The following is a 20,164-nucleotide window of genomic DNA, read 5'->3' as shown; positions in this document are numbered from 1 at the left end:
TCGATTCAATCACTTACGTTTATTTACAATTAATGAATAAAAAACATCTTTGCATTATTATATGCTTCCTTGTTAACGCACTGGCAATGGCCAGTGCGGCTAATCGCACTATCACCGGGGTAGTAATCTCCGGTGAAGATAACGAACCGTTGATTGGTGCTTCGGTCTACGTTCATACGGATGAACTGAAAAAGGCAGGAGCATCCCAGACATCGCTAGGTACTATTACAGATATCGATGGTAAATTCTCTCTTTCCGTTCCGGATAAAGTAACCCGTATTCATTGTAGCTACATCGGATTTGAAGAACAAGTTATAGTTCTTCAGGGCGACAAAAAAAGCTACCGAATCGTACTTCAAACTTCAGCACATACATTGGGAGATGTAGTTGTAACAGGATATCAAACCCTAGAACGTAGAAAATTAACAGCTGCGATCTCTAAAGTTGAAGTTTCGGATGCTATGGTAGGTGCTGCAAAAAGTATTGACCAGGCGCTGACAGGTCAAATAGCTGGTGTATCCGTAACAAACACTTCCGGTGCACCAGGATCACCTGCCAAAATTCGTATTCGTGGTACTGCATCAATGAACGGAACACAAGACCCATTGTGGGTACTGGATGGAATTCCTCTGGAAGGAACAGATATTCCCAAAATGGACAATAAATCTTCTGATAATGATATTGTCAACATCGGTCAATCATCAATCGCCGGATTAAGTCCAAACGATATCGAAAGCATTACCATACTGAAAGATGCAGCAGCAACCGCCATTTATGGTGCTCGCGCTGCTAATGGTGTAATTGTAGTTACTACAAAAAGAGGTAGAACAGGAAAGCCTGTTGTCAATTTTAATACAAAATTAACCTATACTCCTAATTTGGAGACCTCCCGCCTTAATCTCCTAAATTCTGAGGAAAAAGTAAACTTGGAACTTCAAATGATGAAAGAAGCACCTTTCAATAAATGGGGATTTTATCCGATACCTGTATATTCAGAAAAAGGAGGAGTAGCGGCTATATTAAAACAATACAATCTAATGGATATTTATCGGGAGAAAGGCTGGGAAGGGCTTACTCCTGAAGCTCAAAACGCAATCAACCGTTTAAAAAGTATTAATACTGATTGGAATGATATACTATTCAGAGATGCCATTACTCAAGAATATAATATCAGCATTTCCGGAGGTAGCGAAAAGGTGACTTATTATAACTCCCTTGGCTACACTCTCGAAAACGGGAATATTCCGGGAGTAAGCTTAAGTCGTTTTAATCTGACGAGCAAAACTTCTTATCAAATCAATAAATTACTGAAAGTAGGTGTTTCTATTTTTGCAAATAGACGTAAAAACACCACTTTTCTGACAGATACCTATGGGCTTACTAACCCTGTCTATTATTCCCGTATTGCCAATCCTTATTTCGAACCATTCGACAATAATAACAATTACCTGTATGATTACGATGTCGTAACAGGTAGCATACCCGATCTTTTACAAGGATATAATATTCTGGAAGAACGTGAAAATACCAGTAATAAATCAGTTACTACCGCTATTAATAGTATTTTCGATATAGAACTTCGCTTTAACGACCAGTGGAAAGTTACTTCACAAGTCGGTGTACAATGGGATCAACTATCCCGGGAAGAATATGCCGGTACTAACAGTTTCAATCTGCGTAACCAACGTGAAAACTCTGCATATTACAAAGGAAACGACCGTATATATCTCATACCGGAAGGCGGGATGCTCAAATCGACCAATTCTACGACTTCCCAAATTACATGGAAAGTTCAGGGTGAATACAAGAACACATTCAATGACATCCACAATATACAAATAATGGCGGGATCAGAAATCCGTAAAAATTGGTACGAAAATCAAGCATCTACCGGATATGGATATGACCCAAAAACATTAACGTTCAAAAACCTAGAATTCAGAGATTCCAAACAAGCCAATGAATGGAAATTAAAGACCAAAAGTTTTAAGGAAAATGCTTTTGCGTCTTTCTACGCCAATGGTTCTTACACACTGATGGATCGCTATACTCTGGGAGGTAGCGTCCGCATGGATGGCTCTGATCTCTTCGGTGTAGATAAAAAATATCGTTATTTACCTATTTACTCAGTCAGTGGACTGTGGCGTATCTCAAACGAACCGTTAATTAATCAGTTCAAATGGATTGATAACCTTGCTCTCCGTTTGTCTTATGGTTTACAAGGGAACATTGACAAAAACACTTCACCCTTTATCGTTGGTACTTATGGCAATATAAGTATCTTGCCCGGTTCAAATGAAGAGAGCATCACTATCAATAGTGCTCCGAACAGTAAATTACGCTGGGAAAAAACAGCTTCTTATAATACCGGAATAGATTTCTCTGTATTTAATCAGGCTATCAACCTAAGTGTAGACTATTATTACAGAAAAGGCACCGATCTCATTGGTAACAAAATGCTACCATTGGAAAATGGATTTACCAGTATGGCTGTCAACTGGGCAAGTATGAAGAATCAAGGTATCGAAATAAACTTGCAGACACGTAACATTGCAACTAAAAATTTCTCATGGTATACTTCATTTAACTTTGCATACAACCAAAATAAAGTTTTGAAAGTGATGACTGAAAAGGATCAAGTAACTCCAAGTCTGGAAGGATATCCGGTTGGCGCTATTTTCACCCTAAAAACCAAAGGGATAAAATCAGAGACAGGACAGATATACATTGAAAATAAAGATGGAGAAGCTGTCACTATTGAGGAACTATTCCAAATGGCAGACAAAGGCAATTTAGACGGAGAATACAGTATTGGCGTAGATAAAGAAACAGAGAGAGGTTTTTATAGTTATGCCGGAACGTCCGATGCTCCCTACACCGGAGGATTCATGAATACATTTAATTACCGTAACTGGGAACTGAACTTAAATTTCTCTTATAACTTAGGTGCACATGTAAAAACAGATCCTACTTATTACATAGCAGATCCCGATCCGGGACGCAATATGAATAGGGATATATTAGATAGATGGACACCAGAAAATAAAAACGGAAAGTTTCCTGCATTAACTAGCCTAAATACTAATCCGGCTGACTATTATTTATTCAGCACTCGGAGAGATCTCTACAAATCGCTGGATATATGGGTCAAAAAGTTAAGTTACATACGTTTACAGAACATACGCCTGGCCTATCATTTTCCTTCCGAGTGGCTGCATAAACTGAGCATCAGTGGAGCAACTGTAGGTTTGGAAGCACGAAATCTCTTTGTTTTTGGTTCCAGTTACAAAAACTACATGGATCCGGAGTCAATGAGCAATCTTTATTCAACACCTGTTCCTAAATCAGTTACTTTCAATCTAAGTCTTAACTTTTAAACAAGAAAAATATATATGATCAAAAAAATATATTTCATAATGGTTGTCATAGGAAGCATCCTGCTATCTTCATGTGACAGCTACCTGGATATTCAACCTGTAGGACAAGTAATCCCTACTACACTAACAGAATATCGTGCTTTACTGACTACTGCTTACGGACTAAAACTCATCGACAAATCCGTCACTGAATTTCGCACAGACATAGCTATGGTAACAGATAACAGTAATTCTCAAAATTTCTACTCAGAAATTGAAAAGTGGAATGATATGAGTCCCAAAGATGGAACCCGAGAATTTGGCTGGGCAGTATATTATAGTGTGATTTATTATGCAAATGCTATAATAGCAAATAAAGATAATATAAAAGAAGGCAGTCAGGAAGACATTGATCAACTCGTTGGAGAAGCTTATTTATTAAGAGGCTACATGCACTTTATTCTTGCTAACCTATATGGACAACCTTATACTAAAGAGGGAGCACCAGAGACCAAATCCATACCCATAAAATGGGACCTTGATCTAGAAGTGGTACTGCCACGAAACACCGTAAAAGAGGTCTATACTGCTATTCTATCCGACATAGAATCGGCCCGCGGCTTAATGCATCAAAAAGAATGGGAAGCCGTATATGCTTACCGCTTCTCCACCCTATCTGTGGATGCAATGGAATCACGTGTACGCCTGTACATGGGAAACTGGAAAGAAGCCTATGATGCGGCAGAACGCATATTAGTTCAAAAATCCACATTAGAAGATCTCAATGATCCGGAAGCCAAACTTCCCAATAATTATACATCAGCAGAGATGATTACTGCTTATGAGTTTTTCAATGATGACGTTACTTCAGCATCCATATTGATACCTGCGTTCATGGAAAAATATGATGCAAATAAGGATCTCCGCCAGAACAAATACTATAGTTTAAGTGGAGATAAGTACATCTCGAAAAAAAGCGGAAAAGCAGAGCATAACTGTACTTTCCGTACAGGAGAAATTTATTTGAACGCTGCCGAAGCAGCTGCACAAATGAATAAATTGCCCGAAGCTCGTACCCGCCTGCTACAATTGATGGAAAAGCGATACACTCCGGAAGGTTATGCAGAAAAGAAAAAAGCTGTGGACGCTATGAATCAAGCAGATTTAATTAAAGAAATTCTGGAAGAACGGGCTCTTGAACTTGCTTTCGAAGGTCATCGTTGGTTCGATCTACGTCGTACCACCCGTCCACGAATTGAAAAAATATTGAACGGACAAGCTTATCTATTAGAACAAGATGATTCACGCTATACACTACGCATTCCACAAAGTGCTATTGCCGCAAACCCGGGTTTATTAAATTGACCGAATTATATATAAGCATTCTGTTTTTAAACATCCCCTTGCGAATAACAACGTAAGGGGATTTTTCGTAAATTGGTCCATGTTAAACCTTTAATATATAACAATATGATCATCGGAGTACCCAAAGAAATCAAGAACAACGAGAATCGGGTAGGCATGACACCTTCCGGAGTTGCCGAAGTTGTGAAGCAAGGTCACCAAGTATATATCCAGCATACGGCAGGTATCAATAGTGGTTTTCCTGATGAAGCATATCTGTCTGTCGGTGCACAGGTGCTTCCGACAATAGAGGATGTCTATGCCACAGCAGATATGATTGTAAAGGTTAAAGAGCCTATCGCGCCCGAATACCATCTGATCAGAAAAGGACAGTTATTGTTCACTTACTTCCATTTTGCTTCCGATAAGGAACTGACTCTTGCCATGATTGACAATAAGTCGATCTGTCTGGCATACGAAACGGTAGAAAAGGAAGACCATTCTTTACCCCTGCTTATCCCTATGAGTGAGGTAGCCGGACGCATGTCCATTCAGGAAGGAGCACGCTTTTTGGAAAAGCCGCAAGGAGGAAAAGGTATCCTTCTGGGAGGAGTCCCCGGTGTGAAGCCTGCCAAAGTATTGATTCTCGGAGGCGGTATTGTCGGAAGTAATGCAGCGCAGATGGCTGCGGGAATGGGTGCGGATGTTACAGTTGCAGATATTAATCTGTCACGCCTGCGCTATCTCAGCGAGACATTACCGAAAAATGTCAAGACGCTGTACGCATCCGAATTAAGGATAAAGAAAGAATTGCCGGATGTTGATCTGGTCATCGGTTCCGTGCTGATTCCGGGGGATAAAGCGCCTCATCTGATTACCCGAAATATGCTTGCAATGATGCAACCCGGTACGGTACTTGTGGATGTAGCAATAGATCAGGGAGGATGTTTCGAAACGTCACATCCCACGACCCACAGTGCGCCGACCTATGTGATAGACGGTATCGTTCATTATGCCGTAGCCAATATCCCGGGAGCTGTACCTTATACTTCTACGCTGGCTTTGACCAATGCTACTCTCCCTTATGTCATTGCTTTAGCAAATAAAGGATGGAAAAAAGCTTGTAAAGATGACCCGGCACTAGCACTCGGCTTGAATGTAGTGGAAGGAAAAGTGGTATATAAAGCAGTAGCGGATGTATTCGATCTAAAATATGAAAATATAAACCTATAAATTGATTAAGCAGCCAACTTTCTGAAGTAGTAAAGTTCTGAAGTAGTCAGGTTTTTCCAAGCCCGACTACTTCGGAACTTGTTTTTCTACAAATATTTCTTCTCCGCTGCCCGCTGCATAGCCTCCACCAATTCATTCATGACTTCCGCTACTAACTGCTGACGGGAAACAATAGCCGACACCTGCCCTATCTCCAGTTCGCCTTCTTCCAGATCCCCTTCAAAGATACCTTTCTTCGCACGACCTCTCCCTAGAAGAGTTCGCAATTCTTCGGCAGAAGCACCGCCATCCTCAGCCCTCTCCACAGCATCCCGGAAATTATTCCGTACCAAACGTGTCGGAGCCAGTTTCTTCAATAATAATTTAGTATCTCCTTCTCCCAAACCCAGACAATATTCTTTGAAGACCGGACTTGCAGAACTTTCATCCGTCAACGCAAAACGAGTTCCGATTTGTACCCCTTCTGCTCCCAGCACCATGGCAGCAAAGATACCTTCTCCCGTACCGATACCTCCTGCAGCGATCAAAGGCAAAGTGGTCGCATTGCGTACCGCAGGAATCAAGCAGAAAGTGGTAGTTTCTTCACGCCCGTTATGTCCGCCGGCTTCGAAACCCTCGGCGACTACCGCATCTACTCCCGCCTCTTCACATTTCATCGCGAAACGGGAAGAGGAAACGACATGAGCCACGATAATACCACGTTCGTGCAGCCATCCGGTCCATGCTTTAGGATTTCCGGCAGAAGTGAAAACGATCTTGACGCCCTCTTCGGCAACAATCGCCATGATTTCTTCAATCTGAGGATACATCAAGGGAATATTGACTCCAAAGGGACGGTCTGTAGCCGCACGGCATTTCCGGATATGTTCACGAAGAGTCTCCGGATGCATAGAGCCTGCGCCAAGCAGTCCCAATCCTCCCGCATTACTTACTGCGGAAGCGAGACGCCAACCGCTACACCACACCATGCCACCTTGAATAATAGGATACTGAATACCGAAAAGAGAAGTAATTCTGTTCATAAATTAATCGTTTTTCAATGTGCTAATCTGATAACATGAAACATGAGACATGTCCATATTTAATAAAACAGTTTCAGCGGGCAATCTGTTCAATGGGGCGATTGATCAGTACAGTCGTCGAATCGCCATAGGTTCTCAACACTTCCAACGTACGCTCCCGACGTTCTTTTCCTTTTTTATCCCAGAAGTTTTTGGTGAAAACCGCCATCAGATCAAGCCCTCCGATAGTTCCTCCATTGATGTACACGCCGCTGCCTCCAAACAAAGGAATCGGGCTATCCATCACTACCGAATTAACCATCATTCCATTCGCCCGCTCGCTCAACTGACGGAAACGTACCCCGCTCGCCCGTATCTCCTCCAATGATTTGCGGACTCCTCCCGCCATCGGATTACGCGCCCAGTTGCTGTACGACCTTTGATGACGCATTTCGTAATGCGGATCTCCACGCCAGGTATTCTTATCCATTCTTATTTTCTTCTGAAAAACGGGGTCCCAATTATAAGGAGTATTTGCCTTATAGGGCATCAGACTCAATACCACTTTCGGTTTAGGCAATGCTTCGGGAAGCGACTCATCGGGCAGCATCCACTTCTTTTCCACCGACATGCGGGGAGTACCGACAGCGCTGCCGAAATCAATCTGCCTGACTGCATCCTGATTCAAATTCAGCTCCTGATCACTGTCCAGCAACTTTCTCAGACGCAAGGAATCCTCCTTCGTCCATTCCTGCGCATGTACCAGCAAAGCTGTCAAGCACAGTGTCATAGCTGTTATCAAACGTTTTATCAATTCACTCATCTTTCTACCTCTGTTTTCTATATTCCTCAAGTACCCCCATCGTACGTGTGCGCATTCGTTTCTTCCTGAACTGCCAGAACTCTCTCGTAAAGACCTGCAGTAAATCCAAACCGCTAAACGTACCTCCGTTCACTCTTACTCCATTCCCTAAAGATATTCCTTCGGGGGGAGGGAGCTTAAACTCCATCGCAATTTTCAATGTATCCAATGGCAAGTGAGCATAAACAGGCTTGTACACTTCAAGCATTTGAAGAGGAAGTTTCCCACCTGTTATCCTCCGTTTATCGTACAAAGTATCCGATTCGACCACAGCAGAAGGAGAAATCACACGCGGAAGCGACTCATCAAAACGCATCCATCGTTTCTCCTCATACACACGCGGATTGGCTGCTCCTGCATTCAAATCAATCTGTCTGACGGCTTCCTTATTCAGCTTCAGCTCTTCGCCCTCCTTCAGTGATTTCTTCAATCGCAGAGAATCTTCCTTCGTCCATTGGGCATAGCACGCCCCTGTCAGCAGTACAAAGACTGCTGATACAAATAAACGTTGCCTCATGTTTTTTAGTTTTTATGCCCCGAAGGATTTTTCTTTTTTTTACCACCATCGGTATCCTGAGCCACAAAGTGGCTCGTCGTAGCACGGATCAATCGTCCAGGTCGTCTTCGGATATTTCCGCCCTTCCCACCATCGACGATAGCAGGCTGCCGCGTCGAGCACTTCGTCGTCGGTCAGGAAATAGATGGCTTCGTAATTTTCGGCATTCGCCAGTACCATCCTGCAACCTAACGACGGGGCTGTTCCCTGACGGATCGATTCTATCACCCAAAGCATACATTCACCTAAACGGATTTTACCGTTATTCGTATTGTAGACTGACGGGAAAGAAGGAATAATAGTCAGATCTTCCGCATATTTCAATAGTTCGGGAATGTCCTCTTCAGTGAAATGAGGAACTTCCACGACCCCTTTTTCATTCTTCATATTATAGGTACCCGCTTTCAGCTGTTTCACAAAAACGGTTACATCGGGATTCTCATAGTCCATTTCTTCGCTGCTGCATCCCACCAGGGATACCATCAGGCTAACAGCCATCCACAGCATCATAAGTGTTTTTTTCATTTTCATAAGGATTAATACGTCATGCGAAGTCCGCAAAGTAAATTAAAATTAGTCGGCCGTTTCGTGCGTACCGTAGCCAGTTTCGAATCCGTCTTGAAATGATGGGAAACACCCGGCTCGGCAAAAACCGCCAATCGGTCATTAATTTTGTAAGTGATTCCGATACCGGCAGTAACTGCCAGTTGGATAGGTTCTTCTTTAAAACTGTTGTCCGGCGCACCGGCTATACATTTGTCCGCCACTCCGCCTACCGTAGCGTAGAGGTCGATTTTCTTTGTATCCATCAAGGTAATATTCGCTTTCAGCGGGATGCCCAGATAATGCAGGTGCTGTCCTTCCGAGCGCAGATTCGAATAAAGCAGTCCGGTCTCTATTCCGAGATAGTCATTCAGTTTCCGCTCTACAGTGACTCCTGCGGAGATCGGCATCTTGTAGGCACCGTCCTCTGCCGGAAGTGCCGTCCCCATCTGCGCTTTCAGAGCCCAGCGATGTTTTTTTACGTTTTCCACCGGAGCAGGTGTACCGGTAGTATATTTTTCTTCTTGTGCGGCGGATGGTTCTGTGTTACCATTATTCGCCTGCCAATAACCGTTGCGACCTTGGTTGCCGTATCGGTTGCCATTTCCCGTGGTGGTAGTTGCCGAGAAAGAGAAAGACATGGAGAAGGAAATGGAAACCGAGTCTCCCTCTTCCGGATACTGCGATAATAATCCGAATGATTTAGGTGCCGGTTTCGGCAATACAGGTTCCATTGCCGTCGGCAACTGATTAGCGCGTACACCATCTCCATCCATTCTTCCGCTGTTCGCCACCACGATTTTGGTAAACGCCTCCTCCATCTCTTCTTTCGGAGAGAGATACCAGAAAGTAGCTGAGGATGCAGCCAATACCAGCAACACAGATGCTGCCGCTGCCACACGGAAGAATATCAACCGACGGCGATGCTGGCAAGCCACAGGGATATCCTGCGAAAGCTCTTCCCAAAAGCCATCCCGAACAGTCATCCCGGCATCAGCGAGACGAGTGCGAAACAGATCGGTTATTTCATCATTTTCTTTCTTCATGATTTCTATATTCTTTTATTCTTTTTGCTAACAAATACTTGGCTCTGTGTAACTGCGAAGTAGACGAATGTTCTTTAATGTGAAGCATCCCGGCTATCTCCTTGTGCGATTTCTCTTCAAACACATAAAGGTTGAAAACGGTTCGGCAACCATCCGGCAATTCGGCGACAAACGCCATTAATTGTTCTTCGGAGATCCCTGCTCCTCCTCCCGACGACGAAATATCCGGTATGTCGGGAAGCTGCTCTTCATGCACTACCAACTGATTGACTCGTTTCTCCCGTCTCAGATAGTCCAGTGACTGTGTCACCATCACCCGTGTGATCCACGTACAAAGCGAGGATTCACCCCGGAACGAGAAGTTGGTAAAAATCTTGATGAAACCGTCATGCAGTACATCGTGCGCCGCATCCATATCGCCCGTATAGCGGTAGCATACCGCCAACATTTGTTTGGCATAGAGGGTGTAAAGTTCCTTTCGGGCTGAATCCTGTCCTGCCCGACAGCCCTTTATCAGTTCTATCTCGTTTTCCAATGCCAATTGTCTTTTTTAAATCGAACGTATGTCTGCGCCGTTTTTATCCTTTAGACGCAAGTATTTGAGGAATGCTGCAAAGAGTTTTGCTAAAAGAAGTTAAAGAAATGATGATTCGTAAATAATAAACGGTGAACAGCTGCAGCACGATAGCAACAGCACTGTTCACCGTTTATTTATTATCAGTTCATCACTTATAGATTCAGCATGCTTTGAAACTCATGTCAAGTCCTTTCACCGAATGAGTCAAAGCTCCTACAGAGATAAAGTCTACGCCACATTCGGCATAGTCGCGAAGGGTATCGAAAGTGATACCACCGGAAGATTCTGTTTCGTATTTGCCGGCTACCATATCGACTGCCTTCTTAGTCATTTCGGGCGTAAAGTTGTCGAACATGATGCGGTCTACGCCACCCAAGTCAAGCACTTGCTGCAATTCGTCGAAGTTGCGTACTTCGATTTCAATCTTCAGGTCCTTGCCCTTTTCCTTGCAGTAATCCTTGGCACGGTTGATCGCTTTGTCGATGCCTCCGGCAAAATCCACGTGATTGTCTTTCAGCAGAATCATGTCGAACAGACCGATACGATGGTTTACACCGCCACCGATTTTGACTGCCATCTTTTCGAGGATACGCATCCCCGGAGTTGTCTTGCGGGTATCCAGCACGCGAGTGTGAGTGCCTTCCAGTTGTCTGGCATACTTGCGGGTCATGGTTGCGATACCGCTCATACGCTGCATGACGTTCAGCATCAGGCGTTCGGTCTGGAGCAAGGATTGTACTTTTCCTTCTACGATCATAGCTACGTCGCCCGGTTTCACTTCAGTGCCGTCATTGATAAACACTTCCACTTTCATGGACGGGTCGAAACGGTTGAAGATTTCTTTGGCAACTTCGATTCCGGCCAGTACACCGGCTTCTTTGATCAGTAGTTTTGATTTTCCCATTGCAGTAGCGGGAATACACGAAAGGGTGGTATGGTCACCATCACCTATATCTTCTGCAAAAGCAAGATCGATCAGTTTGTCGATCAGTTCTTTTTCCTTATTCATTGATCTTGTCAATTCTTATTTGGTGTATTAAATATTGAGTCTGCACTTTTTTCAGGAAGCAGTTCACACGGAATTTTCCTTTTGTAGTCGTCAGCGTACCTATGACAAAACTGGATTCATCCCGTTTTCCCTGATGATTCACGTCAAATGCGCTGACCTTGTTTTCCGTGAAAAACTCTTGCATCATTGCTGTTGCTTTCTTCTTGTCAACGTTTGCCGAGCTGCCTTGGAGAACAAGGTTTACCTTGTCTCCCATATACTTACTCAGTTCCTGCGAGCTTCCCCGCTTAAATGCCGTAATCACTCCTGCCGGTATCTCCTGCGCCATCAGCAATGAGACAGAAAGAAGCAAAGAGGCCATTCCTAAAAGCACTCGTTTCTTCATAAATCCAAGCTTTTGGGTTGAAGTTTAAAGGCTTAAACTTTCAACTAATGATAGGCAAAGGTAAGCATTAATTGCAGAATAACATAAAAAATGCCTATTTTTGTGCTCGAATCAGAATATCAGACGCATGAAAACAACTTTGCTCGTCGTTGGACGAACCGTAGAACAACACTATATTACAGCTATTAATGACTATATTCAGCGTACCAAACGCTTCATCACTTTTGATATGGAAGTGATCCCCGAACTGAAGAACACCAAGAGCCTTTCGATGGAACAGCAGAAGGAGAAAGAAGGGGAACTGATATTGAAAGCGTTGCAACCGGGGGATGTGATCGTACTGCTCGATGAGCACGGGAAGGAAATGCGTTCACTCGAATTTGCCGATTACATGAAGCGGAAGATGAATACGGTGAATAAGCGGTTGGTATTTATCATCGGTGGTCCTTACGGATTTTCGGAGAAGGTGTATCAGGTAGCTAATGAAAAGATTTCAATGTCGAAGATGACGTTTTCACATCAGATGATACGGCTGATCTTCGTAGAACAGATTTATCGGGCGATGACGATATTGAATGGAGGGCCGTATCATCATGAATAACATGCCTCCATTCAACAGCAAACTCTCCTTATCCTGCTGAGTTTTCCGCTAAATATAATTTATCAAATACGGTCCGCAGTTCCTCCTCATTCTTCATCAACTGACGCAACTCCGCCAACCGTCCGGCATTATCAGACTGGGGTATCCATAACTTCAGATACCCTCCTTCTGCATATTTATCGGCAAGATGTTTCCGGAAGCGTTCATACTGCTGCTCTTTATCCATCTCCGGATAATGAGACAAACCATACTGTACGGTACGCCGCAGTGTTACTTCCGGATCAATAATCCGGTCTGCCTCAGCCACTATTTTCCCGTAGATACTTCGCGGAGCATCTCGGTTGGAGGCACGATGATCCTCTATCGCTTCCTTCATCTGCAGCATTTGTTCATCGGTAAACCACTGACGCAAAGTTTCATCCGCCAACAATATTTTGCCCGAAACGATATGATGAAATTCACGTCCCTCGCATAAACCCAAGTCGTGATAAGCGGCAATCGTATAAACCATTGCAGAATCGACTTCATAATGAAGAGCCAGCTTCAGACTTTCTTCGATCACTTTTTCTGCATGGTCTATCTGGTGCGCCTTATCAAAGCCGGCATATTGCGGGATAATCCTTTCCTGCACGTATCTCTGCAATTCAGTAGGTATATTATGAGTCATATTCTGCTCGTATTATTATTTTTATATCTGGTTATTCCCGATTCATCAACCGGTGCTCTGCCATCTGTTCGAACTTCGTTCCCGGACGGCCATAATTGGCATACGGATAAATCGAGATACCACCACGAGGAGTAAATATACCTGTCACTTCGATATATTTGGGATTCATCAGTTTTATCAGATCTTTCATGATGATGTTCACACAGTCTTCATGAAATGCACCATGATTACGGAAGCTGAACAGATAAAGTTTCAAACTCTTGCTTTCCACCATCTTAATGTCGGGGATATAGCTGATACGTATTTCTGCAAAGTCAGGTTGTCCGGTTATGGGGCACAGGCTTGTAAATTCGGGACAGTTGAAACGTACCCAGTAGTCATTTTCCGGATGCTTATTATCGAAAGCCTCCAATACTTCAGGAGCATAGTCTTGTTTATACTCCGTTTTTCTTCCTAATAAGGAAAGTTGGTCTTTTAATTCAGCCATTGTTTAATATAGTTTTAAACTCTCTTCATATAGAAAAAAACGCAAAACATCTTTCACCTGTCACCATATTCTCTGAAACGGCTTATCCATCGATGGTTCAGCGGTGAAAGATTGATTATTGCAATCTTTCACCGATCTTTCATCTTTCACCATCCAGTATTCCTATTATCATCCGGTACTCCTATTATCAAAACGACCGTTGCTTTTAGTCGTTTCCTATAAAGGAATGAAGTGTTTCACTATGATGGAACTCTAGTTTCAAAGCCTTGAAACTAAAAGTTTCGAGCGTATGAAACTATGGTTTCAAGTAATAGAAACTAAAGTTTCAAGCCTATGGAACTAAGGTTTCAAACCTATGGAACCAAAGTTTCAACCGCTTGAAACTTCTTGAAACAACCGGCAATGACTCTTTACCCTTGCACATCCCGAAATGAAACGAACACCAATAATAGAATGGCAAGCAGCTGTCAGCAACAATAAAGGTGACAATAAAAAAGCATTCATCGGTTATTATCACCCTATTATCACCATCTATTATCACCCTTTATTCATTCGTAATCAAGGAGTTAATCTTCAAAAGTGACAAGTGACAATAAAAAACACGTTTTTAGTCTCTATGTAGAGATATTATTGATTCTTCTTTTTTAAATACTTCTCCAGCCCCTCACGACGCAGCGTACAGGCGGGACAATGCCCACAACCATCCCCCTGAATGCCATTATAGCATGTCAAAGTCTCGTTACGGATCAAATCCAGTACTCCCAATTCATCTGCCAAAGCCCAAGTTTCTGCTTTATCAATCCACATCAGAGGGGTATGAATCACGAATTGTTCATCCATTGCCAGGTTTAATGTCACATTCAAAGACTTAATAAACGCGTCCCGGCAATCGGGATAGCCGCTAAAGTCAGTCTGAGAAACTCCCGTCACCAAATGGTTGATGCCACGTTCGCGGGCATATACCGCAGCAATACTCAGGAAAAACAGATTACGTCCCGGAACAAAAGTATTGGGGACGCTGCCTGCGGGCTTTTCCTGATCCATTACCATCGTGGTGTCAGTCAACGAATTATGTCCCAATGTTCCTATGAAAGACACATCCATCACATCAAATTCCACTTCTGCCTTTCGGGCTATTTCTCTGGCGAGTTCCACTTCTTTCTGGTGCTTCTGACCATAAAGGAAACTCAAAGCATATACTTTCTTAAAGTTGCGTTTCGCCCAAAAGAGGCAAGTGGTAGAATCCTGTCCGCCACTGAACACAACCAATGCAGTCTCTCTGTTCATCATAAAATTCTCTTTATATTCTCAGCCCTCGAAGCAGGCCGGAAGAAGTCGTTTCATTAAATATCTTTGACTTTCAGTACGTTATAAGAAATATTAGTATCGTACACGTCGCTGCCGTCTACCTTCTTAATCACTTTCACTACGCGGATAGTCACCGGAAGGATGATAACTTCGTACATAGATTTCAGTACGATCTGAAGTCCCATCATGATAAGCAGTTCTTTCCAGGCAATGATGCCTCCGAAAGCTATCGGGAAGAAAATCAACGAATCGGCAGTCTCGCCGACAATCGTTGAGAGAATAGCCCGGGCAGAGAAGTTCCGCCCCTGACTGGCAATCTTCATCTTACTCATCACATACGCATTCAGGAATGAACCGACAAGGAAAGCCATCAAACTGGCTGCTACGATGCGGGGAGCCATACCGAATACAAAATCGAAATGCTCTTCGCCTTCCCAGAACGGAGCAGCAGGTATCGCAACAGCTATCAAGCCAAGCCCTACCACAAAGAAGTTCATGGCAAAACCACTCCAGATAATAAGACGTGCTTTCTTGAATCCCCAAACTTCGGCGATACAATCATTAATGATATAAGAAATGGGAAAAACCAATAATCCGGCTGTGACAGTCAAGCTGCCGACCTGAATTACTTTCGTTTCAAGAAGATTGGCTGCAATGAGGCATACATTGAAGAGAATGCCCAGCAACATAAAAGGTACTGATACTTTTTCTTTCATAACTCCTGTTTTTTACGTGGTGTTCTAGAATACACGACCGCTATTCACGGCATCATACATCTTTTTACTTGTTTCGGGGTGCAAAGGTAGAAGAAAAAAGCGAGAAGGCAAAGTTATCCGATAACTTTATTCGGGGCATGAACTACAACCCCGAAAGATACTCCTTCAGCGTCTCCACATATTCCTCCATCGCTTTCCTGCCTCCGGCAGTGATCCGGCAGGCAGTACGCGGCCTTTTGCCTACAAAGCTTTTTTCCACCTCGATATATCCGGCTTCACTTAGCTTATCCAACTGCACACTGAGGTTTCCCGCTGTCGACTGGGTCTTCTCTTTCAAGTAGACGAACTCAGCCTCCTCCACCGTCAGCAGAATCGACATTATAGCCAAGCGAAGCTGTGAATGCAAGATAGGATTCAGTTCTTTAAACATTGCTTCTTCATCTGTTTATTCATAATATGTCCGGGGACAATCATCATCACTATAAAGATGGCGGCAAACACCAGATATACCCCGCTTCCATGAATAAAAAGCATGGAAAAAGAAAGGGCGATACCAGTCATCCCTGCTATACTAAGCGGCTTGTACTTACATACCAACCCCGTAAGAGTAGCCCCCATCCCCATCAATAAGGAAATTACAAACAGAATATCAATACGGACAACAAATGCCATGCAAGACAGACAAAAACCTACTACTCCAAACACAGCCCATATCTGACCAGTCACCCGGTCTATGTAATTTTTTGCTCCCTTATTCTTGTCTTTCCTATTAAAAAAGATAGTCAGCGGTCCGGCAATGACAGGCAAAGCAAACCAGAGAAAATTGATCTGCCACACTCCCGTCTGCAAATAAAAGTACCATACCACAAGTGATATAGCCACAGTAGTATATCCCCATATCAATAATGGGTAGGCTGCATAACGGGCTGTATTGTCCTGCGTCTCCCGAATCATGCGGGCAATCAGTTCCAAACTCTCTTTCTCTGAAATTCTCTTGTCTTCCATATTCTATCAATTTTGTTTCAAAAATAATATTGTTTACGTAATAAACCAAAAATCCTTGTCTATTTTCCTTCGATACGGCTTCTTTCACTTGCCGATTTCTTTTCTACAGTCACCGCACCCGATTTCTTTCCATGATTGAAATTCCAGGTAAATGTGAGTTTCATCAGTCTTCCGCTCGAAGCCAGTTCAAAACGATTTTGAGATGAATAACTCGGTACATTGCTGAAATAAGAATTATATCGGTTGAAGATATTGTCTACCCCCAAAGTAGCTACACAACGCCCGTCTTTCCATTTTTTGCGCAGGTGCAGGTTGAATGTATGACGAGGATCGATCCCGCTATTACCGGAATACAACCGGCTAACTCCATTATATTGTGCTTCCAACGAATAGTCTGACGGTAAAAGGACCGTAGCATTAGCATTGGCGAAATAAAGGAAGTGCCCAAAGTAATCGTCCTCCCGATACATGCGGATATCTTGCCTCACTCCGATAAAGCTGGCATTCAGATTCAGCCAATTGAGCGGCTGCCAGGGAGCAGTGATGGCTACGAACCAATGGTTCTCACGATTGTGATTCTCATTGATGACATATGATATATCCGAATTCTCCGCATCTTCTTTACCAAACTGACGGATCAGATCATGGTGCAAATTGCCGCCAACAGTCAATGTATACCGGAAGTTATAGACCAGCGTAATACTGAATTTATTAATATAAGTAGGACGCAACATCGGGTTGCCTATCAGATAACTGTATTCGGAAGTCTGAATCCGGTTCGGGTTGAGAGCCGAAAAAGTCGGACGTTCTATATAGCGTCCATACTGACCGATAAGCATCCACTTGTGAATTTCATCAAAATAGAAATTTCCGTCGATATGTGGAAACCAATCCCAGTATTTTCTCGTCCGACGTTCTGTTTCATTGGAGGTTTGCGTATATTCTCCCCGAAATCCAATATGAACAGATCCTCTTTTCATATCCAGAGAATAAGTTCCGTATAAAGCACCGATATTCTCGTGATAATCGAGTTCATATCCATAAGCAACATTGGGCTTCCAACTTTCGTCAGGTTCCAGCCCTTCGTAACAGGCATCATCTTTCATTCCCGTATAGGTATATTTCATTCCTATCTGGAAAAACGATTTCTTATGTAACTGTTGTTTCCACGACAGATCGGCAGTTGCGATCTGATAAGTGGCATTAGAGCGGGAACGGTAAACGGTATCTTTATTTAGAGCACCTATCTCCTGAAAAATTTGATACTGATTTCTGCCATGCAGATCTTTAGAGATATAGTCGGTGACAAGCTTCAGCACCGAACCGTCCTTATCCAGTTTATGTATGTAGTTGGCAGTAGCTGTATACATATTGTAAGTCTCTTTCTGACGATACACACCCTGACTTTCCATATCCAGCGGTCCTACCGACAGAGTAGAGTAACTCTGAGACGGCCAGATGTATCCGCGACGAACATACTCCAGCTCTACTCCCAGACTATTGGAAGAGTCCATCGTATAAACTGTTCCCATCCGAATCGTCCCGTAACGCGAAGGCTGCTTCATACGGGTCAGACTGGAAAAACCTTTATCTCCCGCTACATAATCACGGGTAACGTACAAATAAATCCGGAAAAACCATACGTGCCGCTTAACAAAAACGATGCGTTTCAAAAAGTACAAAAACGACGCGTACAAAAAAAACGGTGAGCGCGGTCCTGTTCTGCATGACCAAAGCCCACCGTTTTTCTTTCACTTGAACCTTCCTTGAACAACTTTAAAATACCATTCAAAAGCCATTGCCGATTCAAAATAAATCACTATCTTTATGCAGTGTTAGGCTGCGATTGTCTGCTCTTCATCCGGTACCGTGTACAGCATCATGTCTGTATATTTGGCTTGATAGTTTACGTTTGCACTAAATTCCACTTTCCTGCATTCCTTGAACGGGTTGCCAAGAAACGGGTTCCGACCCATCCAGTCACACAGTTCCAGGATGGAAGACTTGTTTGAGGTGAAGTACACGAATGCATGTCCTTTCAACACGTTCAATACGTTCAAATAGTCAGCCAGGCGCCAATACATTTTGTAGGTTCCTACTTCAGTGGAAAGGTACGGCGGATCAACCAGGAACACCACACCCGGGACATCCTTGTAACGTTTGAACACTTCCTTGTAGTCTTCGCAGGTGACGGTAATTCCTTCCAGGTAATCTTCCGCTTCGGGATAATCAGTCCTCCGAATCCTATTGTAGATGGTCTCTTTCTTCATTTCTTTCAAACAAGTCACGTACTTCATGGCGAACAACAAAGATGCGGAAATCGTGATATAATCCACGTAGCCGTGCTCCTTCTCTTCCCTCTCAATACGGGCAAACATTTTATTGCGAACCTCCCCGGTTATACGTTTGTTTCTGGGTTCCCCTTCAGCTATCCGGTGCAAATCGGATAACAGCACATTGGTGACCGGGATATTCGCAAGCCGCTGGCGGTAGTTGTCGAAGTCGTTATACACAACGACGGCATCAGGCCTGACACATTTGGTAATATGTGACAGCAGGCCCGATCCGCCAAACAGGTCCACAAACACGGTGCTGTCCGGGAACTGTCCCAGCACCTTGATAAACTCCTTCGCAAACATGCGTTTCTGCCCCACGAAAGGAAGCGGGGCGGACAAATACATCTTTCTCATTTCATTCTGCTTTAAAACGGCCGCAAAGGTCCCCAGAATAAACGAAAAACAGCGGGAAACATGAACTGTTCCCGCTGCAAGGCATATACAGCAAATCACACGTTCAGCCCGAAGCGGACCGTCTCGTCACCGGCGATCAACGCACGTGTACCCGGGATATTATTCTCGTAGATATGTACATTGCCCAGGTAGAGGGTGATCGACTTCAGGGGAAGTTCTATCTGCCTGGCCATCAGGTACAGGTGGTAAATGTCGGAAGGCAGTCCGAGGTTCGCATCGCTGCTGCGCTGGTAGGCGGACAGAACCAGTTCACCACCGTCCAGCTGGAACTGCACCAGACTCAGGCAGGGCGCCTGGTTGCTTTCCGCACCGGTCTCACCCAGGAAAAGCACGTAGTTCTTGCTGTTGCGTTTCTCCCGGTTGATTTTCGCTATCAACGGAGGAAGCTTCTCAAAATATGTGGGGTAACTGTTCACCAGGATAGAACCGCAATAATCCCACCAGTTGATGCCAGCCTCCCGGTACTTCTCTACATTACGTTCCCCCTGCATGAACAGTTGGAGCTCGCTGCGGAGTTTCTTGCGGGCGATATTATGCCCCTCGAATATGTCAAGCAGGTCTGCCGGAGTCAGCGACAGTTGCTCGTTCAGAAGGTATTGTATGTTTCCCTTCTTGTTGGTCTGTGTTTTTCCCGCGACAAGAATCTTGTCCAGGATACGGTAATACTTGTTCATAGCCATTTCCTCCTTCTAAAATTGAAACACCCTAAAGATAAGGG

22 protein-coding genes are annotated in these 20,164 nt (G+C 43.8%); 5 read left to right on the top strand and 17 right to left on the bottom strand.

Annotated features, from left to right (window positions below):
- Positions 1-32 precede the first annotated feature (32 nt).
- The 3 genes from HMPREF9007_RS09435 to ald all read left to right on the top strand — a co-directional run bounded on the left by HMPREF9007_RS09435 (position 33) and on the right by ald (position 5,933).
- Positions 33-3,377 carry a SusC/RagA family TonB-linked outer membrane protein gene (locus tag HMPREF9007_RS09435; protein WP_008762215.1) on the top strand — a complete coding sequence of 1,115 codons (3,345 nt, stop codon included), beginning with the start codon at positions 33-35 and terminating at the stop codon, positions 3,375-3,377.
- 15 nt (positions 3,378-3,392) lie between these two features.
- Positions 3,393-4,721: a RagB/SusD family nutrient uptake outer membrane protein gene (locus HMPREF9007_RS09440; RefSeq protein WP_008762214.1), complete on the top strand. Its 1,329-nt coding sequence runs from the start codon at positions 3,393-3,395 to the stop codon at positions 4,719-4,721.
- A gap of 105 nt (positions 4,722-4,826) precedes the next feature.
- Positions 4,827-5,933 (top strand): alanine dehydrogenase, encoded by a 1,107-nt coding sequence (gene ald, locus HMPREF9007_RS09445; RefSeq protein ID WP_008762213.1) that lies wholly within the window; start codon positions 4,827-4,829, stop codon positions 5,931-5,933.
- An 86-nt stretch (positions 5,934-6,019) separates the two neighbouring features.
- Here ald and HMPREF9007_RS09450 read toward each other — a convergent pair whose 3' ends face one another.
- The 8 genes from HMPREF9007_RS09450 to HMPREF9007_RS09485 form a co-directional block, all read right to left on the bottom strand.
- Entirely contained in the window at positions 6,020-6,955 is a 936-nt protein-coding gene (locus tag HMPREF9007_RS09450; protein WP_008762212.1) for a nitronate monooxygenase, read from the bottom strand.
- 73 nt (positions 6,956-7,028) lie between these two features.
- Complete coding sequence (locus HMPREF9007_RS09455) at positions 7,029-7,724, bottom strand: DUF4858 domain-containing protein (RefSeq protein ID WP_022470062.1); 696 nt, start codon at positions 7,722-7,724, stop codon at positions 7,029-7,031.
- 37 nt (positions 7,725-7,761) lie between these two features.
- Complete coding sequence (locus HMPREF9007_RS09460; protein WP_008762210.1) at positions 7,762-8,313, bottom strand: DUF4858 domain-containing protein; 552 nt, start codon at positions 8,311-8,313, stop codon at positions 7,762-7,764.
- A gap of 39 nt (positions 8,314-8,352) precedes the next feature.
- The gene (locus HMPREF9007_RS09465) at positions 8,353-8,877 is read right to left on the bottom strand and encodes a DUF4943 family protein (protein WP_008762209.1); all 525 of its coding nucleotides are present in this window, start codon (positions 8,875-8,877) and stop codon (positions 8,353-8,355) included.
- 11 nt (positions 8,878-8,888) lie between these two features.
- Complete coding sequence (locus HMPREF9007_RS09470; protein ID WP_008762208.1) at positions 8,889-9,941, bottom strand: outer membrane beta-barrel protein; 1,053 nt, start codon at positions 9,939-9,941, stop codon at positions 8,889-8,891.
- Positions 9,925-10,476, bottom strand: coding sequence for a sigma-70 family RNA polymerase sigma factor (locus HMPREF9007_RS09475; protein WP_032850560.1), 552 nt, complete (start codon positions 10,474-10,476; stop codon positions 9,925-9,927). Before HMPREF9007_RS09475 ends, HMPREF9007_RS09470 begins: the two co-directional genes overlap by 17 nt.
- A gap of 202 nt (positions 10,477-10,678) precedes the next feature.
- The gene (gene nadC, locus HMPREF9007_RS09480; RefSeq protein WP_008762206.1) at positions 10,679-11,527 is read right to left on the bottom strand and encodes a carboxylating nicotinate-nucleotide diphosphorylase; all 849 of its coding nucleotides are present in this window, start codon (positions 11,525-11,527) and stop codon (positions 10,679-10,681) included.
- Positions 11,520-11,912: a DUF4783 domain-containing protein gene (locus HMPREF9007_RS09485; protein WP_008762205.1), complete on the bottom strand. Its 393-nt coding sequence runs from the start codon at positions 11,910-11,912 to the stop codon at positions 11,520-11,522. The genes nadC and HMPREF9007_RS09485 overlap by 8 nt, the downstream gene beginning before the upstream one ends.
- 127 nt (positions 11,913-12,039) lie before the next feature.
- On the opposite strand from HMPREF9007_RS09485, the gene rlmH reads away from it, so the two are divergent.
- Positions 12,040-12,513 carry a 23S rRNA (pseudouridine(1915)-N(3))-methyltransferase RlmH gene (gene rlmH, locus HMPREF9007_RS09490; protein ID WP_008762204.1) on the top strand — a complete coding sequence of 158 codons (474 nt, stop codon included), beginning with the start codon at positions 12,040-12,042 and terminating at the stop codon, positions 12,511-12,513.
- A gap of 28 nt (positions 12,514-12,541) precedes the next feature.
- On the opposite strand, the gene HMPREF9007_RS09495 is transcribed toward rlmH, so the two are convergent.
- Entirely contained in the window at positions 12,542-13,180 is a 639-nt protein-coding gene (locus HMPREF9007_RS09495; RefSeq protein WP_008762203.1) for an HD domain-containing protein, read from the bottom strand.
- 31 nt (positions 13,181-13,211) lie between these two features.
- A complete protein-coding gene (gene queF / locus HMPREF9007_RS09500; protein ID WP_008762202.1) occupies positions 13,212-13,667 on the bottom strand; it encodes a preQ(1) synthase in 456 nt (151 codons plus the stop codon).
- A gap of 430 nt (positions 13,668-14,097) precedes the next feature.
- On the opposite strand from queF, the gene HMPREF9007_RS26375 reads away from it, so the two are divergent.
- Positions 14,098-14,250, top strand: a complete 153-nt coding sequence (locus HMPREF9007_RS26375; RefSeq protein WP_008767948.1) for a hypothetical protein — start codon at positions 14,098-14,100, stop codon at positions 14,248-14,250.
- Positions 14,251-14,294: 44 nt separating this feature from the next.
- Here the strand turns inward: HMPREF9007_RS26375 and queC are convergent, their stop codons facing one another.
- The 7 genes from queC to HMPREF9007_RS09535 form a co-directional block, all read right to left on the bottom strand.
- Positions 14,295-14,954: a 7-cyano-7-deazaguanine synthase QueC gene (gene queC / locus HMPREF9007_RS09505; protein ID WP_008762201.1), complete on the bottom strand. Its 660-nt coding sequence runs from the start codon at positions 14,952-14,954 to the stop codon at positions 14,295-14,297.
- 56 nt (positions 14,955-15,010) lie between these two features.
- Entirely contained in the window at positions 15,011-15,691 is a 681-nt protein-coding gene (locus HMPREF9007_RS09510) for a queuosine precursor transporter (protein ID WP_008762200.1), read from the bottom strand.
- A 142-nt stretch (positions 15,692-15,833) separates the two neighbouring features.
- Entirely contained in the window at positions 15,834-16,121 is a 288-nt protein-coding gene (locus HMPREF9007_RS09515) for a transcriptional regulator (protein WP_008762199.1), read from the bottom strand.
- Positions 16,106-16,696: a hypothetical protein gene (locus tag HMPREF9007_RS09520; protein WP_008762198.1), complete on the bottom strand. Its 591-nt coding sequence runs from the start codon at positions 16,694-16,696 to the stop codon at positions 16,106-16,108. Before HMPREF9007_RS09520 ends, HMPREF9007_RS09515 begins: the two co-directional genes overlap by 16 nt.
- Before the next feature lie 59 nt (positions 16,697-16,755).
- Positions 16,756-18,378, bottom strand: a complete 1,623-nt coding sequence (locus HMPREF9007_RS09525; RefSeq protein ID WP_277754683.1) for an outer membrane beta-barrel family protein — start codon at positions 18,376-18,378, stop codon at positions 16,756-16,758.
- 153 nt (positions 18,379-18,531) lie between these two features.
- Positions 18,532-19,386 (bottom strand): DNA adenine methylase, encoded by an 855-nt coding sequence (locus tag HMPREF9007_RS09530; protein WP_008762196.1) that lies wholly within the window; start codon positions 19,384-19,386, stop codon positions 18,532-18,534.
- Positions 19,387-19,481: 95 nt separating this feature from the next.
- The gene (locus HMPREF9007_RS09535; protein WP_008762195.1) at positions 19,482-20,126 is read right to left on the bottom strand and encodes a thymidylate synthase; all 645 of its coding nucleotides are present in this window, start codon (positions 20,124-20,126) and stop codon (positions 19,482-19,484) included.
- Positions 20,127-20,164 lie beyond the last annotated feature (38 nt).

The organism is Bacteroides sp. 1_1_14 (genome assembly GCF_000162515.1).
In the GTDB taxonomy this organism is placed as follows: Bacteria; Bacteroidota; Bacteroidia; order Bacteroidales; family Bacteroidaceae; genus Bacteroides; species Bacteroides thetaiotaomicron.
Note: the sequence above shows the minus strand (reverse complement) of the source record. Positions and strands in the feature narration are given on the sequence as shown.

Excerpts from the sequence above, each read along its gene's own strand:
- HMPREF9007_RS09435 (WP_008762215.1), top strand. The coding sequence starts at position 33 with ATGAATAAAAAACATCTTTGCATTATTATATGCTTCCTTGTTAACGCA.
- HMPREF9007_RS09440 (WP_008762214.1), top strand. The coding sequence starts at position 3,393 with ATGATCAAAAAAATATATTTCATAATGGTTGTCATAGGAAGCATCCTG.
- ald (WP_008762213.1), top strand. The coding sequence starts at position 4,827 with ATGATCATCGGAGTACCCAAAGAAATCAAGAACAACGAGAATCGGGTA.
- HMPREF9007_RS09450 (WP_008762212.1), bottom strand. The coding sequence starts at position 6,955 with ATGAACAGAATTACTTCTCTTTTCGGTATTCAGTATCCTATTATTCAA.
- HMPREF9007_RS09455 (WP_022470062.1), bottom strand. The coding sequence starts at position 7,724 with ATGACACTGTGCTTGACAGCTTTGCTGGTACATGCGCAGGAATGGACG.
- HMPREF9007_RS09460 (WP_008762210.1), bottom strand. The coding sequence starts at position 8,313 with ATGAGGCAACGTTTATTTGTATCAGCAGTCTTTGTACTGCTGACAGGG.
- HMPREF9007_RS09465 (WP_008762209.1), bottom strand. The coding sequence starts at position 8,877 with ATGAAAAAAACACTTATGATGCTGTGGATGGCTGTTAGCCTGATGGTA.
- HMPREF9007_RS09470 (WP_008762208.1), bottom strand. The coding sequence starts at position 9,941 with ATGAAGAAAGAAAATGATGAAATAACCGATCTGTTTCGCACTCGTCTC.
- nadC (WP_008762206.1), bottom strand. The coding sequence starts at position 11,527 with ATGAATAAGGAAAAAGAACTGATCGACAAACTGATCGATCTTGCTTTT.
- HMPREF9007_RS09485 (WP_008762205.1), bottom strand. The coding sequence starts at position 11,912 with ATGAAGAAACGAGTGCTTTTAGGAATGGCCTCTTTGCTTCTTTCTGTC.
- rlmH (WP_008762204.1), top strand. The coding sequence starts at position 12,040 with ATGAAAACAACTTTGCTCGTCGTTGGACGAACCGTAGAACAACACTAT.
- HMPREF9007_RS09495 (WP_008762203.1), bottom strand. The coding sequence starts at position 13,180 with ATGACTCATAATATACCTACTGAATTGCAGAGATACGTGCAGGAAAGG.
- queF (WP_008762202.1), bottom strand. The coding sequence starts at position 13,667 with ATGGCTGAATTAAAAGACCAACTTTCCTTATTAGGAAGAAAAACGGAG.
- HMPREF9007_RS26375 (WP_008767948.1), top strand. The coding sequence starts at position 14,098 with ATGAAACGAACACCAATAATAGAATGGCAAGCAGCTGTCAGCAACAAT.
- queC (WP_008762201.1), bottom strand. The coding sequence starts at position 14,954 with ATGAACAGAGAGACTGCATTGGTTGTGTTCAGTGGCGGACAGGATTCT.
- HMPREF9007_RS09510 (WP_008762200.1), bottom strand. The coding sequence starts at position 15,691 with ATGAAAGAAAAAGTATCAGTACCTTTTATGTTGCTGGGCATTCTCTTC.
- HMPREF9007_RS09515 (WP_008762199.1), bottom strand. The coding sequence starts at position 16,121 with ATGTTTAAAGAACTGAATCCTATCTTGCATTCACAGCTTCGCTTGGCT.
- HMPREF9007_RS09520 (WP_008762198.1), bottom strand. The coding sequence starts at position 16,696 with ATGGAAGACAAGAGAATTTCAGAGAAAGAGAGTTTGGAACTGATTGCC.
- HMPREF9007_RS09530 (WP_008762196.1), bottom strand. The coding sequence starts at position 19,386 with ATGAGAAAGATGTATTTGTCCGCCCCGCTTCCTTTCGTGGGGCAGAAA.
- HMPREF9007_RS09535 (WP_008762195.1), bottom strand. The coding sequence starts at position 20,126 with ATGGCTATGAACAAGTATTACCGTATCCTGGACAAGATTCTTGTCGCG.